We start from the raw sequence: 19,859 nt of genomic DNA, 5'->3' as shown, positions 1-19,859 counted from the left end.
GGTTCGAATCCCACCCACTGCGCCAAGTAATCGACATCGTTTTATAATGATGTCGATTTTTATTATCTTTTCATCATTTTTTAGAGGTGATAATATGTCAGCATCTGAACAGCTTAGTTCAAATTTATGGGGGTTAGATATTGAACATGGTGTAATGAACATTAAAAATGGAACAATTACTTGTTTTATGATAGTTGAACATCCTCACGACTTAGATTTTATAAGAAAGACTGCTCTTTCGCTGGTAGTGGCTGGCTGTAATAATTTTATCTTCTATGGTCAGCAAGAGTCGATATGGCATCTTGAAACTGACTTGCCAAAATCTATAATCATAATGGCGCAGAATAAAGAAGAGGCTATTGAGAAATGCAAAGATGAAGTTAGGGCTTGCACTGGAGAGAGGGTAATGAAAGCTGTACCGCAGCGAGTTTCTCCATTGACTAATAACGAAAAGAAAAAGCTTTTAGCAGATGAACTGGAAGAGTTTATGTTTGAGTGTAACGAGTATGATCGTCCCGATAATAGTATGATCAAATGGATAATTAGTTCTGACAGATACGAAGTGACCGACGGAATTTTTAAGTACATTTTGAAAAATGGTACGGCAGAGTTACAACAGTATGTTGAAACGGAACTAATGTTTATGCATAGCGAAGATCAGAACAAGTCGATTGGAAAAAGTATTCTGAAACTATTAAAGGAGATATGATTACGGAAAATCGCAAATTAACTTTAGGTGATCTTAGACTGCCTTTCCGGAAATAGGAAAAAACAGCCGCATTTAGCGGCTGTTCAGTCTGTCGAAAAAGTCCAGTGAAAAAGCTGGACTTTTTTTGATGAAATGTGGTAAAATAGGAGAGAAAGGAGCTGAGTGATAATGCTGAGAGAAAACAAGATAGAACGAGAACAGATGGAAATGGTGTGTATAGAGGAAATGGTGCCTAAGGATCATATTTTGAGGAAAATAGACTCGGCAATAGATTTTACACACATATACGATATGGTAGAAGATATGTACTGTAAGAATAACGGAAGACCAAGCATAGATCCTGTAGTAATATTCAAAATGGTATTGATACAGCATCTTTTCGGCATACCATCACTCAGAAAAACAGCAGAAGAAGTGCGTGCCAATATATATTATCGTTGGTTTTTAGGGTATCTTCTGAACGAACCAACACCGCATTTTTCAACGCTGAGCTACAATTTCACACATAGATACACATCCGACGTAGTAGAACGCATATTTTACTGGATATTGAGTGAAATAGAGAGAGCAGGCTATCTTACACCAGAGACAGTATTCGTAGACGGAACACATATCAAAGCGAATGCAAACATGAAAAAAGCAGTAAAGAAAGCTGTGCCCAAAGCAGCAAGAATCTATGAAGAACAGCTGATGAAAGAGATAAACGAAGACAGAGAAAAGAACGGAAAAAAGCCATTTGATGATAATGACAAGAATAACGGTTTAAAAGCCACAGAAGAAAAAACAGTGCTTGAATCAACAACAGATCAAGAATGCGGAGTTTTCCACAAAGGAGAACATAAAAAGTGTTTTGCATATGCGGCTCAAACAGCCTGTGACAAAAACGGATATGTAATGGATGTAACAGTAAATCCTGGAAATGTGCATGACAGCGTGGCTTTTGATGGATTGTACAAAAGGCTTATTGGCAAGCATCCGGAGATAAAAAATGTAGTAATGGATGCGGGATATAAAGTACCATACATATGCAAAGAAGTATTAGATGATAAAAGAATCCCAGTTTTACCATACAAAAGGCCAATGGGAGGGAAAGACTTTTTCAGACCAGCTGAGTATGTTTATGATGAATATTACAACTGTGTGATTTGCCCTGCAAATCAGGTTTTAAACTATTCAACAACCAACAGAGAAGGATACCGAGAATTCAAAAGCTGTCCTCGGATATGCGAAAAATGCCCAAAAATAAAGAACTGTACGAACAGCAAAAATCACCAGAAAACTGTTACAAAGCATATCTGGAGCGAATATCTTGAAGTGGTTGAAGATATCCGTCATACACCAAAGTACAGTGAGATGTATGAGAAACGAAAAGAAACAATAGAGCGTGTATTCGCAGATGCCAAAGAAAAGTATTCAATGCGTTACACAAATCATAGAGGCCTCTCCCGAGTAACTAATTGGGTTAGGCTTAAATTTGCTGCCATGAATTTGAAAAAACTGGCGATCCACCTTAGGAAGGACCATCAGCCTTCACTGATTTATACAATATTAATCCATTTTTCTCTTCCTGATTTCGATTTTGCTTGATAATCTATGAAATCAGCCCCTCTGCTCAGTCAGCAGAGGGGCTTTTGGGACAGACTGAAAGCTCCGCAGGCGCGGAGCTTTCGGCTTTATTCAAGAAAAATGCTTTGGTCTGATATTAAAAAAACGTATCAGTAGTCTCAGAAGGCTTTTCTATCGTCCAGCTGACAGTCTGTCCGCTGTATTTCTCCTTCGGAACAGATATCACTGCGATACTCAGCGATATCACATCTGAGCCTCCGTTAGTCAGAGTTTTTACGGAAATATCTATAGCGCCGTCCGAAAAAGCGATATCATTTATCTCATAGATAGACCTTCCGTAGCCGTAGGGCTGATAGATAGAATCCATAAACAGTACATTGTTCTCAAAAAAGCTGTCATCGTATGCTTCAAGATAATGTGAGATGAGCTTTTCGCGGCAGATCACCTCAAGGTATGTTCTGAGCTCGTCTGTGCTTTTTATCACAGCGCTGTGATCTTTGCTTGGATTGACGATCTCCCAGTAGTCGCTGACGATCTCGTTCATTGTATCTGAATACCAGTCAACAGCGGTTTTTATATCGCCGCTGTTGATACTCAGCTTTTCGTACTCGAAGACATTCAGGAACTCTGTCATTTCCTCTTCGGACACACTTCCGATCACGTCGAAATAGTGGTTCTCGTCAATAAAAGCATTGGCATAGCACTGACCGTTTTCGTGCAGCAGCAGACTGACATTCTTATCCTTTACAGTGATCTCCTTGTCGGAGCTGCGTCCCATACGCTTTCCGAGATACTCGGCAATGCCGTCTGTTTCGGAAAGTACATCGGCGTCAGCATAATAGAACAGTATATGATAATTCTTATCCCTGAATGTCACATAGCAGCCTGTACCGTAATCTTCATAAGCCGCCTTCGGGAAAAGAGCTGTACCGTGCTCAGCGTTCAGCTTTACCTCATCATTGGCTTTCACCTGATATATATATCCGTCGCTCCGGAAGAAAACAAACATTTTCAGGTAATCATTCCGGTATTTCTCGGTATAGCCGCTTACATCACCGGAGTTTATAGCTTTTACAGCAGAATCAGTATCCTTGAAGCTGACTGGCTGCGGAGTTGTCGGCTCCAGCGGGTCGGTATCATTTGCGATACCGAGGAGAACGAGCTGTATAGACTGCGCGTCGCCTACAGTCAGACCGTTGCCGTCCATGTCTCCGTTTATTTTTCCCTGTGGGGTAAGGTGGTTTTCGGCAGTGCCGTTTTCGCCGTACTTGTTGGGATTGGCAAGAGCCTGCATTATGAGCACAGCGTCCCCCATATCCACCTGACCGTCGCAGTTGGTATCGCCTTTAAGGGACTGTGTATTTTCAGCGTCATTATTAAACGCTGTCCATTCGTAATGGTTATATTTTATCAGCTCCTCACTGATACCGAGTCCGGAAACGTAAGCCTTTATCTGAGACTCGCAGGCTTCGTCCCAGTATCCCACGCTTATCTTTTTTACGCCGTCCTCACGAATGACTAAAGCCTCTCCGCGGATAGAGTTCCTTTTCATATACTCGCTTATACTGTCCGCGTAGTCCTCTGCGGTGATACTGCCGCTCAGATCATATCCCTTGCCGTGAGGTTCAAAATCTATCCTTACGCCTTCGGTATCTATACCCTCAACGTAAGCTCTTACCTGTTCATCATACTCCTCAGGATATCCGACAGACACGGTTCCGGAGGCTTCTCCTGCCTTAAAGGAGGTTATGCCCGGAATGGAGCTCTTCTGCATATACTCTGATATCACCTCCGCTATTTTCTGCGCGGAGCTTTTTATCTGACCGTAATACGGCAGAGCCTCGTCTGTGCTGAGCATATAAAGATCAGGGTGCAGCTGCAAGTAATTCCTTGCAGCATTCATCAGAGCCGCAAATTCCTTCTCATCATCTGCCCTGCACTTTATCAGGCAGGAGCAGTATGCATCATAGCCGGAAAGATCAAGAGGATTATCGGACTTGCTCACTTCATAGTCCGGCTTCCTGATAAGTGAAGTTGTCACAGAAACGTCGAAGTACTCCTCAGGCAGTCCGAGAGACCTGAGTACCTTTTCCTGATTCCATACATATCCGTCATTGCTCCAGAAATTCCTGAGCTCTCCGGTGGGGGAGTATCTCATGTCATTCCCGTCCTCTATCCGCATTATCAGGTAATTATCCGGGTAAAGCACAGCGGCGCTGTCATAACGGTAAATGAACTCAGCGTCATCGCCCTGATAATATACGCGGCAGCCCTTTTCCTGTGTCAGACCTTTTTCCGCAAACAGCTCTGCCACATCTTCGGTGGTCATGCCGTAAATATCGTCAAAGCTGTACTCCATTTCCGAAACCTCAAACACAGAATCTTTGTCGATAAATTCCTTTACGCCGCCCTTGCGTATGTCGATGCTGTTATTGTAGTTATAGTGAGTGAGGAGAAGATTTTCTATCCCTTCCTCAGTACCGTTTGCAATGAGGATATAGCCGTTCTCAAGGCTGTAATAATAAGACAGCGTACCTGACGAAGAAGTGTTTCTGCGTGCCCTGTAGCCATCAAGGTCAGCCCAGGAGATATCGCTGCCTTTTTTGGAAAGCTCTGTGACATCGTCAAGGGTCATGATCTTTTTTTCGGTGTACTCAGGGTTGTCCTCGTTATTCGTCATATTCCAGATATAGGCGTCCACATCGTCCTGACGTATATCAATATGACCGTTCCTTGAATCGTCCTTGTAAAGCCAGACAGACTGCGGAACTCCGGCGATATCTCCGTGTATGCTCAGGAAAAATCCGTCGTCAAGAGCAAAGGTGGCTGCACAGGAGATATCGTTGATGTGCCATTTGCCGGAGTAGGGCTCAAAGTCGTGCAGTGAAAGCTCGTAGCCCTTTTTCGAGAGCTCCGCTACATCGGCAAGGGTAAGCTTTTTGGTACCGCTTATGTCGAATCCGTAATTGTCGGCAGCGGCTTTGGCAGAACTGCTTTCCGCTGTGACTGCAAGGGGAGTACACGGAACGGTACTCATGCAGCACAGTGCAGCAATAAGAACTGCCATTATTTTCTTTTTCATAATATCACCTCATTGTTCAAGATCAATTTTTTCATAAGAAAACTCGGTCAAAAAGGATAAGAAATCCTCCACGGTCGCAAGGGTGCTGATATCGAAATAGTGTCCGCTGTCGATAAATGCGCTCATGAACCACTGACGGTTGTCGGCAGTATATATAGTGATATACTGACCGTTCATGCTCATACTCATAGTTTCCTCGCGTCCGGTGCGCTCCCTGAGATATTCCGCTATATCCTCTGTTTTGTCAGAGATGTCTGGGTCGGCGGAGAAAAATCTCACACGGTAATTGTTGCCCTTGTATTTTACAAGATAGCTTACTCCGATATCCTCTTTCTGAGTGCTTGGGTGGAGCAGTACACCGTTCCCCTCCAGTATTTCTATGTTTTCGTTTTCCTGCACCCGGCAGATAAAGCCTTCGTCCCTGAACTTCCTGAACATAGCTGAATAAACGGCGGATGATTCCGCGTCGTCGTATGCCAGTACAATATCAGGATTGAGGACTGCATTGACAGCAGCTTCCATGTCGTCAAACTGCAAAGGGTATATCCGCTTTTCAGGCGGGTTCGGATCTATCGACATATCTCCGAATGATGTGGTCACCGATGTCGTTGCAGCCGTAGTTGAGTTCACAGCCGAAGTGACTGTCGCAGTTGTTGAGGATACCTGTGTTTCTGTCTGCTGAGCTGTCGTCTGTTCTGTCTGAGTTGCTGCTGAAGTTTCCGTAACGGCAGCTGTGGTCTTTGTCGTCTGACCTGTACCGGTCGCGGCGGTAAGAGTAGTTTTAGGCGCCGAAGCGGTAGTCGCAGCAGAAGTGCTTACGGTGACAGCTGTCGAAGATGTCACTGTAGTCGTTGTTTCGGTCATGCCCGGAGAGTCAGGTATTTCCGGAAGCTTTTCCGGACGTTCCCTGAAAGCAGCCCACAAGCCCAAGGTAAGGCAGAAGCAGGCTAAGACAGGGAGAGTACGCTTTATTATCCGGAGCTGTCTTTCTTTCTTTTTTCTATGTTCATTTCGTTTGGAAAGAACACTTTGATACATTTCCCGATCATTCTTCATACTCAAAGCCGCTCCTTTCCAGTTCAGATCTTAACGCTTTTTTAGCGTTATATAGCAAGGTTTCTATCTGCCGCTTTGACTTCTTCATTATCACAGCGGCTTCCTCATTGCTGAATCCTTCAAAAAAGGAAAGATACAGTACCTGACGGTATTCTGATCTTAGGCTGTGCATGGCCTTGTGTACCATGCGCTTCTGTTCGCTTTTTATGTAGTTGCTCTCGATATTTTCCTCGTCGGCAATACATTCCTGTGATTCCAGCGGAACGATGACGGAGTTTGGATGCTTGCGCAGATATTTAGCCGTGACGTTTCTGCCTATAGCATAGAGCCATGTTTTGAAGGAGCTTTTCTCCCCGAACTTCGGACATTTTATCGCAAGCTCCGAAAAAGTGTCCTCTGTAAGCTCTTCGGCTGTATGGATGTTCTGGACAAAGCTGTTCAGATACAGTATCAGACCCGTGCGGTATCCGCAGATTATCTCAAGCAGTCCTTCATCATCGCCTGCAAGGAAACGGCGGTAGCTACCTGCACCGTTATCCATGGGGAGATCCCTCCTCTCAAAGGCGTGATTTGACCTTCCATTTATTAGTACCGTTTTTCCGTCAAAACTCAAAGTGTTTTAAGAAATAATTTATTTTTAACAATTATACCATAGTTTATCACTGATTACAATATATTTCTGTGACTTTTTACGACGCTTCCCCTCAGACCTGACAGCTGCTCCGAGACCGGCTCTATCACAACTGCGGCACAGCGCCTGTTCATCGCGCAGCCAATTTCGCGTCTCACTTTAAGTGGGGCGTTATTTTTTATCCGCGCTTCATACATTATCTAATCGGTTTACATACACAAGCTGAAAGCTACATTTTTGCTGCTAAATGCACAAAATGTAGCTTTTCCTTTTGTAAACTATAACAATATGCGTATGTACTGAAATAGTACATACGCTGTTTCTATGTCGAAATCTTTATATTAGCGTCGAAATATGGTAATATTAGCTTCTGAGTAAAATCAGAAAACTATTTTATTAAGTGTATTCAAATGTAAAACACAGAAATTACCATGAACGCCGAATGGCACGCGAATTACAATGCAGTACAGAAGTCACTGACCGACGACAGGGAATGAGATAAGCTGTACCGTGCGTCATTTGACATGGTCTACAATTACGTCTCCCGAATTTTCCGTGCAAGGTTATATGCATGGATTTACAGTTGAAGATGTAGTCGTGGAGGCGTTTGAGCGCTGTTATTTTGACCGAGAACGCTTCAATGGAACGTGTAAATTCACAACATGGGTGTGCGCCTACGCACGTTATGTAATGCTGAACATGATGAGCAGGTCTGCTTGTTATCAGCGGCATATCTCTGAACGCTGCACAGAAGAACTCGCTGATAAGCTCAATGGCTCACCGCTATGGCACATCAAAGAAAGCGAGCGTGACCGTTTTGTCTGGATGGCGTATGATTCGTTGAGCTATGAACATCAGAAAATGCTGGACTGTTATGTCCTCAACGAGATAACGCCAACGGAAGCGGGTATACTGACGGGTCTTGGCAGGAACAAACGAAAGGAAGAGCTTGAAATTGCAGTTGATGTGCTTCGCAGACGTTTTCTCTCATTATATAACGATGATGATTACGGCTACATGAATTGAGGTACGGTATGAATCTGACAAAGGACTTGATTTATAACGAAAATAATGATATAATAACTAATATCGGTAAAGGAAAGAGAGGTGTACCCATGAAATATATATTGATGCATAAGAATACAGAGGTTGCTGATATTGATATCGACGATGTTCTCGGAAGAATAACCGCTGTCAATGATGTTATACACAGGGAACACCTTCCTGTTGGTATTGTCCATCCTTTGCACCATAATGAAGTTATTGACCGCGGCGCACTGAACAAATGGTGGTGTGGCCGTTCAATACCTGCAAGCAGAATGGGTATTGCCGATGCATTTGAAACCCTCGGTATATATGATCCGAGCGAACTGCTGACAAAATGCTTTGGTCTCAGTCTTTCCGATCATTACTGGATAAAGCCATCAGGCAACAGTATGAAGTGGGAGGACATTAATTTCTTTGACAACGAATTCTCTGATGATATCGGAGATGTTTTGTTCGGTACAAGTACCAAATCATCAGGCTTTGATTTTTATTCTCCCGATAATACCTCCGACGGTAATTTGAAAAAGCGCTGGAAGATAATTGATGGAAAGCGCTGCTTGCTCAAAGCAGGCTCAATGCCTTACAGACAGCAGCCGTGTAACGAGGTTATTGCCTCAATGGTAATGGACAGACTCGGTATAGATCATGTTCCGTACAGCGTTATCAATATCGGAAATGAGCCATTCAGCATATGTGAGGACTTTATCACTAAGGATACCGAGCTTGTAAGTGCGTACAGGATATTACAGATACGCGGAAAAGAAAATCATGAGAACGATTATCTGCACTATATCAATACCTGTAAGGAGATCGGTGTTGATATATCCGCTGCTGTCGATGATATGATAGTGGTTGACTATATTATCGCCAACGAGGACAGGCATTTTAATAATTTCGGACTTCTCAGGAACGCAGAAACCCTTGAATGGATAGGTGCTGCTCCCATATATGACAGCGGAACTTCACTTTGGTTTGACCGCTCCGAAGATCAGATAAAGAATGCAGAGATAAAATGCAAGCCCTTCAAAAAGCATCACAGTGAGCAGATAAAGCTTGTTTCTGATTTCAGCAGATATGATTTTTCAAAGCTTGACGGTATAGAAAATGACATCAGAGAGATTCTCAAAGATCAGAAGTCTGAAAGAGTTGAGCTGATATGCGAAGCAGTAAGGAACAGGATAGATACCTTACAGTTGCTGGCTGTTGAACAGAATGTTAAGGAAGTAAACAGCTTTAATGACGAATATACCGACGAAGTAACCGCAGAAGAATACAATATTAAAATTGGTTGATAAAGATGTGCTACAGTCAGTTGTGTTGGAATGTATAATTATTAGCGGAGGGACAAATATAACACAAGAAAAGAAATAACAAGTATCAAATTACGATTTAGTAAATCATGATTTGATACTTGTTCATGAAGTGATAATCATTTATAGAAGAGTTGCAGACAAATAAAAACGGGGTTTATTTCGATTCAGTGTGCCAAATTGAAATTAGGCGTTTGCCGTGTAGTTCCGCCTTTTGCGAGAGGCGGAACTATTTGCTTATTATGACGAAGCGCCATTTTTTTACCACAAATTCTGCATTTATTACACCTGAAGTGTATTGAAATCTACTATTTTCTGCGAGAAAACTACGAGAAGCCTTTTATTTTTCAGCGGTTCGAATCGCTCAAAACCGCATTTTATTATGCAGATTTACCAGACGTATCAGCTGGCATATCTGAGAGTGCTTTTGCTATTGCTTCGGCGCTCATTTTCTTGCTTTCACTGTCCACATGGTTGTACACGTTGCTCGTTGTACTTATGGCGCTATGGCTGAGAGCTATTTCCGTATCAGCATCATCTGTATTCCATTTGCAAGGATCAGACTGGCACAGCGGTTGCGCAGGTCTTGGAAGCGGATTTTTCGATGACCATTCTCCCAGAGCACTATCGGGAAGTGGTCTGATACATAGTTGGGACGTATTAGCTCTCCTACAGCGTTCACGCAGGTGTAATCCTCATATTTCTAGCAATACCCTCTGCCAAAGGCATTCTTCATTTTAGTCTGCTTTTCTCGTTCGTCGATGAGTGCCTGTCGACTACTGGTATCAGCGTAAAGAGCTTTCTTGACCGCTGTAATGATATCGCATTTCTTGCCGATCTTATGTGACATGAGTGAATTGAGAATACTCTAATTTATCTCCGCAAAGCCGCTACTGAACAGAGTGAGATCGTAGACACTATTATTGATTGGAAAAGATAAGCGGTCAGCCTGCATACATACATAGGTTGACCGCTTTACTATTTTATATGTCGATATCACAATTCTTACCATCAATGGCTGTAATCAGTACCTCTTCGTTCTTATTAAGCTGTTTTTTTAACTTAAATATTTGAACCTTAGTCAACGGAGGAACAAAAGCTACATCAGACCGTTAATAAGCGCCGTTTATAATGCGAGAGTAGATATTGGATACGAACATATGCCAGGGTAATAGATCACTATCCGCTTCTTTATCCAATAAAAATGAATAGCCGTCGGCACGATAAAACACAAGAAGTGCTGTGCTTAATGAGCAACAAGAATTATTGATGATTACTGTCGGAATATCAAATCCGTTACCCCAAGTGTAATTATATGCGAAAACATACAACTCCTCATCATCACACTCAGCAAGAAAAGCTTTTACTTTCTCATCGTCTGATTCATAAATCATATCTGATATAAGTTCTTTTCTCATAATTAATTTCTTCTCATTTCAGTTTGCCTAAGTATCTTTGCCACATTTCAATAGTAGCACCATCTTTTTCGTACATTGGTAATCCGCTTTCTTGTAGTCTTCGGAGTTTTGTCTGTAACGATGCTACTTGCCTTTGAATTGATATGGATGAACCATTTGGATTTATCTTATCAAGTTCTGTTTTGACAAACTTTGAATAGACTTTATGGTATCCTTAGTATTAGGCTTAAAGAATTAAAACTTTTGATTCTTAGCTTTAAAATCAAAGTAATTGGCCAGCTTATCATGCTTTATGTGTCTTTCATCGTAAAAATCTTCATTGCATACATTAAGATTATACGGATTATAACTGCCTGTGATTTTAAGATCGTATTTTTCAGCAATTTCATTAGCAAATGATTCCAACTCATCAAGAATAAAATAATTATCGTCTGCGGATTGTAAACGATCCCATAAAAGAGGCGATAGCGGACATAGAAACAGATCAATTTCTATATTACTGTCAATACAATACTGAACTACTTTTTCAAAGATCATTTTATTGTATTCATTTAAATGACAGTTTTTAGGAAATTTATTGAAGACATCATATTCCTCCATTTCGTTAAGAACAAGATCTGTTCCACGGTTGGCAAATGACTCTGAATAGACCCAGCTTCCGTCATTCCTGTAATATGCATAATTGTAATAATCGAAGTCCTGATCAACAATCCCTATGCGTTTATCTGGCAGGAATAACGTTTGGCTCTTTCTGATCCAATTGACTGATTCCTGAAAATACGTTATTGAAAATAATTGCTTTAGCTTGACATAATCCAGATCGTTTTTATCCGAAGAGTCATCGTGTACAATTTCAACATCAGGCTCAGCTCCAAGCCTGGAAAGCATATATTCAGCATAACTGATCAAAGGAAGATGTATCTCTCTGTTAAGATATATATTCCTGTCAAAAAAATAAGTATCTACGCAAAAAATAATACGTTCAGTTTTTTTGCTGTATTTTTCCATTAAGCCGAATTGAGCAAGGATATCATACAAATCAGCACCGGATTCCCCGAGATTATAAAATATACTGTCGCCGGTCATTTCTCTGTCTATACACATCGCTAAGCTCGGTCCAATAACGACGCAGTCTACCTGATCCGGCATCTGCATTATAAGGTGATGCTTTACCTCTCTCTCATTACCGTTATTAAATGCAAAATAGACCTCGTCACCGTTAACGATTGATCTTGCCATATTTTCCCATTGTTCTGAATCATTATGAAAAATACTTGCCGGGTCAATATAATAATTTGTCCAGACAAACAATAATAACAGTATAAACGGAAAAACAAGATATTTCCATTTAAGCTTATTTTTTTCCTTCATACAGCCCCTCTATCAAAACTTAAAATAAATGAATTCTGATGTTCCTGCCATTCCGTAGAATGCTATTGCAGCTGCTTCAAGACCTTCAACGATAAATCTGAATGAAATGTTTTGCTTATCAAGCATTTGAGTAATGTTCTCACCATGATAAGAAAAATAATCCTCCAGAGCTATAGCCAGACATCCGGTGATCACTAATAAAATATCCATAGCATTTAATCCCATGTTTTTCATAGCCGAAGCGAAAGTCGTATAAGACACAGGATTTTTGCACATATTGCATAAAATATCAGCTGCTGCCGAAAGACTTCCGGAGCATACAAAAAACCAGCAAACGCAAAGTAAAAGACCTGTTCTGATGCTTTGAAACAAACGCCAGCTAAAGCATTCGGTATCAATTTTCAGTTTATTGTTGATACCTTTAAAAACAGGCTGTAAAAGGTCGCTCATAATAAGATAAAAACACGGTATGATAGCTGATGCAACAAAATAATAACCTGTACCTCCATGCCAGATTCCTATTAGAAACCAAAGTACTGTCATGGATAAATAAAAAGGTATTCTTTTGCCATGCTTTTTCCCAAAGCGCTTTTTGCTTGCTTTTCCGATCCTTACCATTAATTCACTCTTTTGCAGCGGATACATTACGTAATCCTTAAACCAGATGCCTAAAGTGATATGCCATCTCTGCCAAAACTCCTTGACATTTTTAGAAAAAAACGGAGCGGAGAAATTTTCCGGAAGTTCTATGCCGAACAGTCTTGAAGTACCAATGATTATATCCATACAGCCTGAAAAATCTGTATAAAGCCTTATTGCATAACAGATAGTTGCACCAATGATTCCTATAGCGCTATATGAGGTATAATCATTATATATAGCTGAGACAACTATGTTCATTCTTTCTGAGATCACAAGTTTTTTGAAATATCCCCACAGCATTCTGCGCATACCATGAGATATATTCTCGTATTTCAAAACAGTTTTTTCATTGAACTGCTTTTTCATAACGTCAAATCTTGTGATAGGACCTGATACGAGCTGTGGAAAAAAAAAGATGAACAGAATAACATCAGCAGGATTCAGTTCTGTTTTGTAAGAATTCCAGTAAACGTCAACTATGTAACCAATTGCAGACAGAGTAAAATATGAAACGCCGATAATAGATACAAATGATAAAAAAGAAATGTCAGCCTTCGCATTAAAGATTGACATTGTCAGATCAGCTAAATTATAAAGATACTTAAAAACGACCAATACGGCTACAAGCAGAAATATAGTTGCGGCAGCGGCAAATCGCCGCTTTTTTCCTTTCAGTTTACTGATAATTATAGCTCCGGTGTATGTGACCGCTGATACAAATAAAAATATGCCGATACTTTTTTCAACATATTCAGCTGAAGCCATAATAAAAAACAAAATGCTTCCGGTAAGTAAGACGTATTTCTGAAAACGTCCCAAAGCATAATATCCCACAACAAGGGCAAAGATAAGTATAAAATAATCAAAATCAAAAAGGGTCATAGCCTTTTGCCTTCCTTTTATATGGGTTATTGTCCCATTTCAAGGATAATATCGACCATTTCGCCAACATTCTTCATACTTACGACCTTATTCATAGGAACTTTGAATTTGAATTCTTCTTCTACGCCTATAATGAGGTTGATATGCTCAAAGGAATCCCAGCCCGGAACGTCATCTGCCACTGTCTCATCTTTGAGATTGATCGTATCATCATCAAGTATATCACGAAATACAGAATTCAATCTTTCATAAACGCTTTCTCTTGTCATTTTTTATTCCTCCAATACTATTTTAAAACCTTTATTTTTATTTTCGCTTTTGATACTGTTTCACCTTTTTTTTCCCTGATGAAGGCAGTGACCATTATAAGCCCCAATTCGTCCCATTTTTTTGTTACTTCACCTGATACTGTCAGTTCATCGCCTGCATATACAGGGTGCATAAATGAAATTTCATCAAAGCTGTGTATCAGACTGTATTTCCCCGGCAGATATACACCTGCAAGTGTTGAATATAACGAAGCTGTAAGCATACCAAAGGAAATGTGCCCTTTAAAATTTGTTCCGGGAATTGCAGCAGCAAAATTGTCATCATAATGCAGAGGATTAATATCTCCCGTGATCTCACGGAAACTGTTTTCTGCTTCTGCGGTGATCGTTTTTAAAAAGGACTCCTTTTGTCCGATATATATATCTGCAAAACAAAACTCATTCAAATTACATCACATACTTTCTTGATTTTGTTATATAGGCTTTCTGAATCGAATCCATTCGCTTTTCTGACTGCCTTGATGCTGCCGTAACCAGCAGCAAAGCGATCATTGAGCCCTAAAGTTTCAAGCTTCAGATCAAGTCTGTACTTAGCAATTACTTCAGCCATAATGCTTCCGAGTCCTCCGAATACTGAATGTTCCTCAACAGAAACAACAGCTTTTGCATTTTTAATATGTTCATAAGCATCTTCGTAATTAAATGGCTTAACAGTCGAAACATTTATAAGACCAATGCTATTTCCGCTGTCAATAAGTTTTGAAACAGCCTCATAAACTTCTTCAAGTATGCTTCCCACTGAAAAAACAACCAAGTCTTTCCCTTCAAAAAGAACGTCATTTTTTCCAGCTGCTAAAGTGTGATCATCGGGGAAGAATTCTTTTTCATGATTCATTCCGATACGTATATATACCGGTCCTATGTGGTTGTATGCTGTTTCAGCTGCTTCAAAGACCTGCTTCGGAGTTGCCGGCGCAAGTATCATAAGATTTGGAAGCGAGCGCAAAACAGCAATATCTTCCGTAGTGTGGTGTGTTGGTCCCAGTGAACTCCATGAGAGACCACTTCCCATACCTATCAGTTTAACATTCAGATTTTGAAAACATATATCGTTACGAATAAACTCAAGCGAACGATAGCACAAAAATGCACCGGCAGTATATACAAAAGGGATCTTTTCGCAAGTTGCCATTCCCGCTGCGGCAGCGACCATGTTTTCTTCAGCAATACCGAAATTGATTATTTGTTCAGGAAAGTTCCTCCGGAACATTTCATCATAGCCTGTTCCGCTGTCAGCCAGTAAATGCATAACATTTTTATCACGTTCTGCAAGTTCCATAAGCTTGCTGATATATGCGGTCTGCATTTCTTACTCCATTTCCGAACTATCTATATCTAGTTCTGTCTGAAAAATTTTGAGTTCTTTCTTATTCGGCAGCTTAAAGTGCCAGTTTGGCATATTCTCCATTATTGATACGCCATTACCCTTTGTGGTATGAGCAATAATAAAAAGAGGCAGCCCGGAATCGTTTTTTTCCAAAAACAGATCATAGAGTTTATTCACATCGTGTCCGTCAACTTCTTTTACGAGCCATCCGAATGCCTCCATTTTCTGGCGCCAGTTATCCGAGCCGATCGTTCTGTTTACAAAATCCATTTTCTGTATCCTGTTGCAATCAAGGATCACTATTAGATTGTCAAGCTTTAATGCAGAGGCTGACATGGCTGCTTCCCATACAGTTCCTTCCTCGCATTCTCCGTCGCCTAAAATCACATATACTTTGGCATTTCTGTTATCTGTTTTATTTGCGATCGCCATTCCAAGTCCCATAGACAATCCGTGCCCTAAAGAACCGGTGGTTGCTTCTATCCATTCACTATCGCGCATACACGGTTCCCCGCCGATGCAGTTTTCCGATTGAAGATAGGATTCAAATCTTTCCTTTGAAATGAGTCCTTGTTCCGTTAGAACCGCATATAAAGCCAGACCTGCGTGTCCCTTGCTTAAAATGAACCTGTCGCGCTCCTTCCATTTGGGATTTTTCTTATCAATTCTGAGTATCCCTTTACAGTAAAGAGTATATATTATCTCAAGGCATGAATAACATGAAGCAAAATGGGCAAGACCGCCTTTGTATCCTGTCAGAAAGATCTGCTTACGCAGTCTTTTGAGTATGATCTTATCATTATCCAAATTGCGTCACCTCATCAGAATCAATAGCAAGCCCTCCGCAAAAGGGGATAGCATCTATCAAAGCAATTTCTTTTTCAGACAGTTCAAAATCAAATATATCCGCATTTTCTTTTAAACGATCAGTATTGGTTGTTTTGGGGATCGCTGTTACTTTTTTCTGTATTGCCCACCTTAAGCAGATCTGTGCAGTACTTTTGTTTTTTGTTGCTGCAATTTCCTTCAGAACGCTGTTTGAAAGTATCTGTCCGTTCCCGAGAGGACTGCTTGCCTCAATGAGTATACTTTCTGACAGACAATAATTATAGAGTTCAGCCTGCATATATCCCGGATGAAATTCAATCTGATCTATCACAGGTTTTATTTTTGATGTCTTTTGCAGCGCTTTGAGATGTTCTTTCTTGAAATTGCATACTCCGATATTTCTTACAAGGCCGTCATAAACCAATGATTCCATGCCTCTCCACGTATCGGCATTGATCTCTTCCCAATTGTCATGCAGCTTTTTTGAAGCAGGCCAATGGATCAGATAAAAGTCAAGATAATCTGTTTTAATCTTATGAAGAGAGGCCTTGCAAGCCTCTCTGACTTTTTCATAACCTCTTGAAGTGTTCCAGACTTTATCAGATATCAATAGTTCATCGCGAGGGATATTGTTTTCAGCAATTGCTTTGCGAAATGTGATTTCATTGCTGTAAGCAGCAGCAATATCGAATAAACGATATCCCAAAGAATACGCTTCTTTAACAACTGACTTCATATCGTCAGCTTTAGTTATCTGCCATGTACCACAGCCAAGGTATGGTATGGACAGATCACCATATATATTCGTTTCAATTCGGTTCATTAACATCAATCACATTCTGTTTATTTATGTATTCGTCGGGGATAATATATTTCCATGCGGAATTCCCATGTTCATCTTCCGAAACCTTTTCAAAGTCCATCGTTTTATAAAAGTCTCTGACCATTGCGTTTTTGTTTGTTGGATAATAAAAACCGTTTATGGTTTTTATATTTTGAGCTTTTGCTTTATTTACAAGTGTATCCATCATGGCGAATTCCATATTTCTTTTTAGTACACGACAGCTCATCAGCCAAACTATCAAATCAAGATTATCTCCGTTTATTTTACCTATTATAACTGATACTACTCCGTTATCGCCGAATTTATCTGATAGCTTTCCATACAGCGTGATATATCGATCATCGTTGGCGTACGCCGTGATATCTTCCTGTGAACAACGGAGCGTGGTAAGATTAAACTGATTTGATTTATTTGTCAGCTGCGAAATACGGGAAAGATACAATGATGAAAAAGCAGATATCTCCGCTTTCATTTCAAGTGAACGAAGGTAGTCATCATAATTGCTGAACAGAGCTTCGGCGCGTGAACGCTCTGCATTCTGTTTATACATTAAAGTACGTGAAGCATCATCATTTGAAATTGTAGTTACTTCAAAATAACCCATTTTGTCTATTGCGCGAATATAATATTCCGGCTCATCTCCGATATCCGGAGCAACAGCATTTGGTATCTGCTGTTTGATTATCTCTCGTTCTGCCGGATTATCATCAACAAAGACAAAACTGTCAGGTGTCAATGAAAGAGTATGGGCAATGTCCATGAGATTCTGTGATTTTGGCTCCCAATTCGCTTTGATCATTATAAAATCGTCCGGTTTAAGGACCATGTCCGGTCTTCTCAGTCCGGACATTGCATTTTCCATATCATTTTTACTGACTATATTCAAAATAACACCCAACTGCTTATGTGCCTTAATATAGCTTTGGAATTCACTATAAGCCTGACCTACTGAAGTCTCTTGTCCAACTTCAATATTTTCAGCGCCGTCGTCACCTACAATACCGCCCCATAACGTATTATCAAGATCAAGCGCAAATGCTTTCTTATTCTTTCCGTAAATGGACTTTATTATATTCGCTACACTGTGTGCAAGATAAGGTATAGTGGATTGAGCAGGAGTACATTTATACATATGCCAGTAAAACGGATCCGACCACGCAGTAAGACCGCAATATGCCGAAAGATAATTGATATCATGAATAAAGAAATAATCATGCTGCTGAGCATATTCGGCAAATCTCATATTCAGCCTTGTAATAAAATTAATTCTTCCGTGAATATTGCTGGCATCACTGTTGCCAAGCAGCCTCCAATCCGGGAAATCAAAATTATTCTGTATCACAACAGCTTTATATTTTTTATGAAGCTGATCCCACATCACAGAGAAATGCTCGTAGGTTTCGTCAGAATACTGATTTACTGTTTCAACAGGATCATTTATCATCGGGAAATGCAGTATATTTCGGTATGTTGTGTGAATATATATTATGTCAGGTTCAAACGAATCAAGTTCCAGATTTGGAAACATAGAATCCTGCCAATACTGCCCATATTCACTTTCGTAGAATGTTGGACGTATTCCATTATTTAAAAGAAACAGTTCGAGAATATCTTTTATATCATGAGTGGTAGAGCCGCCTAAGATCGCAATTTTCTTATCTATAAAGTCAACATTTGATTCTAACAATTCCTTTCGGATCTTCTTGCGCTTGATAAGCAGATCACTATTAAATGGCGGTTCAAATAAACTTATAATATCCATATTTTACTCTCCAAAAAAATAATAATTGATAAGTAACAATAATATAGAGATATATATTTTCTGCATGAGTTTATACAATACGTTTAATTGCACTATAATTTATCAATATTATACCGCTTTTTAGTTGCTTTGTCAATTATATCATTTGAATTGCGAAAAACATTAAACGTTTTATTCGGCTTCTTCCCACCCGAGTTTGACAGAAAAAAAACGAATAGAAAAAAGTAACAGTGAAGATTTCTCGAAAAATTTTCACTTTTTTTGATTATATGGGTTGACAAATTCAGATTTTTGAGGTTTAAGTAGTGCAATGTATGCTATAATAGGAGGTAGTTATGTTTCTTGATGTATTTAGTAACAACGGATCCAAATATATTCGCATTTCGGAGTCAATCAGAGTTATTGATCCTAATACCGTTAAGTCTGTACCAAAGAAGAAAACTATTAAAAACATCGGACCGGTTTCTAAGTTTGATGATGGTAAACCAGATTTCATTGCCAGACTAAAAGCTTCATATGCTGAAGGCAACCCCATTATTGATGAATTAAGGCCATATATAAATACAGAGGTTCCTGAAGAAGTATACAACATCCGTATCTGTGAAGGTACAGATGACTGTATAGCGCATCCAAAACTGATATCCAATCTGCTTTTTGAAAAGCTTCTTGAAGAATTAAGGTAAGATCTCATTTGAAAGATAGTTTCATGATGTGGATTACCGCTTTCCATGTTGCGCGCTACTGCTTTCCCTGAAGCGATTTGGTGCTTTCCGTATTGCGTTTTGCTGCTTTCCTTACCGTGAAATAATCAGTTAGTAATCATCTTAAATTATTCCTCCTTAATTATCCAATAGTCCATATTGTTTTAATGTGTTTGTGTTATCATTTTTTCTTTTCGTTAGTATCTCGTTATATCTTGAACGTAGCTCAGGTGAATTAAGCACATTTTCTATTGGTGCTATATCTTTGTTTACATAAGATTCACGGTCTCTGACCATACGCTCAAATTCTTCTTGAGAACAGCCTAATCTATAACCAAATTTTTGCATTTCAAG

The 19,859-nt window shown here is 40.0% G+C and carries 18 protein-coding genes; 5 read left to right on the top strand and 13 right to left on the bottom strand.

Annotated elements, in window-relative coordinates; translation table 11 throughout:
* Both J6U00_RS05070 and J6U00_RS05065 read left to right on the top strand, forming a co-directional pair.
* On the top strand, positions 1-709 hold a 709-nt coding region (locus J6U00_RS05070; RefSeq protein WP_296579766.1), incomplete at its 5' end, for a hypothetical protein.
* 168 nt (positions 710-877) lie between these two features.
* A complete protein-coding gene (locus tag J6U00_RS05065) occupies positions 878-2,296 on the top strand; it encodes an IS1182 family transposase (protein WP_296579764.1) in 1,419 nt (472 codons plus the stop codon).
* 115 nt (positions 2,297-2,411) lie between these two features.
* Here J6U00_RS05065 and J6U00_RS05060 read toward each other — a convergent pair whose 3' ends face one another.
* From J6U00_RS05060 to J6U00_RS05050, 3 genes are read right to left on the bottom strand one after another with little or no spacing between them, the layout of a single operon-like run.
* Positions 2,412-5,357 (bottom strand): dockerin type I repeat-containing protein, encoded by a 2,946-nt coding sequence (locus tag J6U00_RS05060; protein WP_296579761.1) that lies wholly within the window; start codon positions 5,355-5,357, stop codon positions 2,412-2,414.
* 9 nt (positions 5,358-5,366) lie between these two features.
* On the bottom strand, positions 5,367-6,413 hold the full coding sequence (locus tag J6U00_RS05055; RefSeq protein WP_296579758.1) for a hypothetical protein: 1,047 nt from the start codon (positions 6,411-6,413) through the stop codon (positions 5,367-5,369).
* Positions 6,403-6,954, bottom strand: coding sequence for a sigma-70 family RNA polymerase sigma factor (locus tag J6U00_RS05050; protein ID WP_296579753.1), 552 nt, complete (start codon positions 6,952-6,954; stop codon positions 6,403-6,405). The genes J6U00_RS05055 and J6U00_RS05050 overlap by 11 nt, the downstream gene beginning before the upstream one ends.
* 657 nt (positions 6,955-7,611) lie before the next feature.
* Between J6U00_RS05050 and J6U00_RS05045 the strand changes: the two genes are divergently transcribed.
* Both J6U00_RS05045 and J6U00_RS05040 read left to right on the top strand, forming a co-directional pair.
* Positions 7,612-8,070, top strand: coding sequence for a hypothetical protein (locus J6U00_RS05045; protein ID WP_296579750.1), 459 nt, complete (start codon positions 7,612-7,614; stop codon positions 8,068-8,070).
* 89 nt (positions 8,071-8,159) lie between these two features.
* Positions 8,160-9,383 carry a HipA domain-containing protein gene (locus J6U00_RS05040; protein ID WP_296579747.1) on the top strand — a complete coding sequence of 408 codons (1,224 nt, stop codon included), beginning with the start codon at positions 8,160-8,162 and terminating at the stop codon, positions 9,381-9,383.
* A 1,130-nt stretch (positions 9,384-10,513) separates the two neighbouring features.
* On the opposite strand, the gene J6U00_RS05035 is transcribed toward J6U00_RS05040, so the two are convergent.
* The 9 genes from J6U00_RS05035 to J6U00_RS04995 all read right to left on the bottom strand — a co-directional run bounded on the left by J6U00_RS05035 (position 10,514) and on the right by J6U00_RS04995 (position 18,804).
* Positions 10,514-10,819 (bottom strand): DUF4274 domain-containing protein, encoded by a 306-nt coding sequence (locus J6U00_RS05035; protein WP_296579745.1) that lies wholly within the window; start codon positions 10,817-10,819, stop codon positions 10,514-10,516.
* A gap of 234 nt (positions 10,820-11,053) precedes the next feature.
* Complete coding sequence (locus J6U00_RS05030; RefSeq protein ID WP_296579744.1) at positions 11,054-12,190, bottom strand: hypothetical protein; 1,137 nt, start codon at positions 12,188-12,190, stop codon at positions 11,054-11,056.
* 12 nt (positions 12,191-12,202) lie between these two features.
* Complete coding sequence (locus tag J6U00_RS05025; protein ID WP_296579768.1) at positions 12,203-13,405, bottom strand: MBOAT family O-acyltransferase; 1,203 nt, start codon at positions 13,403-13,405, stop codon at positions 12,203-12,205.
* A 335-nt stretch (positions 13,406-13,740) separates the two neighbouring features.
* Complete coding sequence (locus tag J6U00_RS05020) at positions 13,741-13,983, bottom strand: acyl carrier protein (RefSeq protein WP_296579741.1); 243 nt, start codon at positions 13,981-13,983, stop codon at positions 13,741-13,743.
* Between the two features lie 17 nt (positions 13,984-14,000).
* Positions 14,001-14,429 carry a MaoC/PaaZ C-terminal domain-containing protein gene (locus tag J6U00_RS05015; RefSeq protein ID WP_296579736.1) on the bottom strand — a complete coding sequence of 143 codons (429 nt, stop codon included), beginning with the start codon at positions 14,427-14,429 and terminating at the stop codon, positions 14,001-14,003.
* The gene (locus J6U00_RS05010) at positions 14,426-15,349 is read right to left on the bottom strand and encodes a transketolase C-terminal domain-containing protein (protein WP_296579733.1); all 924 of its coding nucleotides are present in this window, start codon (positions 15,347-15,349) and stop codon (positions 14,426-14,428) included. The genes J6U00_RS05015 and J6U00_RS05010 overlap by 4 nt, the downstream gene beginning before the upstream one ends.
* A 3-nt stretch (positions 15,350-15,352) precedes the next feature.
* Positions 15,353-16,177, bottom strand: coding sequence for a transketolase (locus J6U00_RS05005; protein ID WP_296579730.1), 825 nt, complete (start codon positions 16,175-16,177; stop codon positions 15,353-15,355).
* The gene (locus tag J6U00_RS05000; protein WP_296579726.1) at positions 16,170-17,021 is read right to left on the bottom strand and encodes an aldo/keto reductase; all 852 of its coding nucleotides are present in this window, start codon (positions 17,019-17,021) and stop codon (positions 16,170-16,172) included. Before J6U00_RS05000 ends, J6U00_RS05005 begins: the two co-directional genes overlap by 8 nt.
* On the bottom strand, positions 17,008-18,804 hold the full coding sequence (locus J6U00_RS04995) for an HAD-IIIC family phosphatase (RefSeq protein WP_296579724.1): 1,797 nt from the start codon (positions 18,802-18,804) through the stop codon (positions 17,008-17,010). Before J6U00_RS04995 ends, J6U00_RS05000 begins: the two co-directional genes overlap by 14 nt.
* 335 nt (positions 18,805-19,139) lie before the next feature.
* Between J6U00_RS04995 and J6U00_RS04990 the strand changes: the two genes are divergently transcribed.
* Complete coding sequence (locus J6U00_RS04990; RefSeq protein WP_296579721.1) at positions 19,140-19,487, top strand: hypothetical protein; 348 nt, start codon at positions 19,140-19,142, stop codon at positions 19,485-19,487.
* 156 nt (positions 19,488-19,643) lie between these two features.
* On the opposite strand, the gene J6U00_RS04985 is transcribed toward J6U00_RS04990, so the two are convergent.
* The coding region (locus J6U00_RS04985; protein ID WP_296579718.1) for a hypothetical protein at positions 19,644-19,859 on the bottom strand (216 nt) is incomplete at its 5' end.

Origin of the sequence: Ruminococcus sp., assembly GCF_017650195.1 — a bacterium.
Classification (GTDB): Bacteria; Bacillota; Clostridia; order Oscillospirales; family Ruminococcaceae; genus Ruminococcus.
Note: the sequence above shows the minus strand (reverse complement) of the source record. Positions and strands in the feature narration are given on the sequence as shown.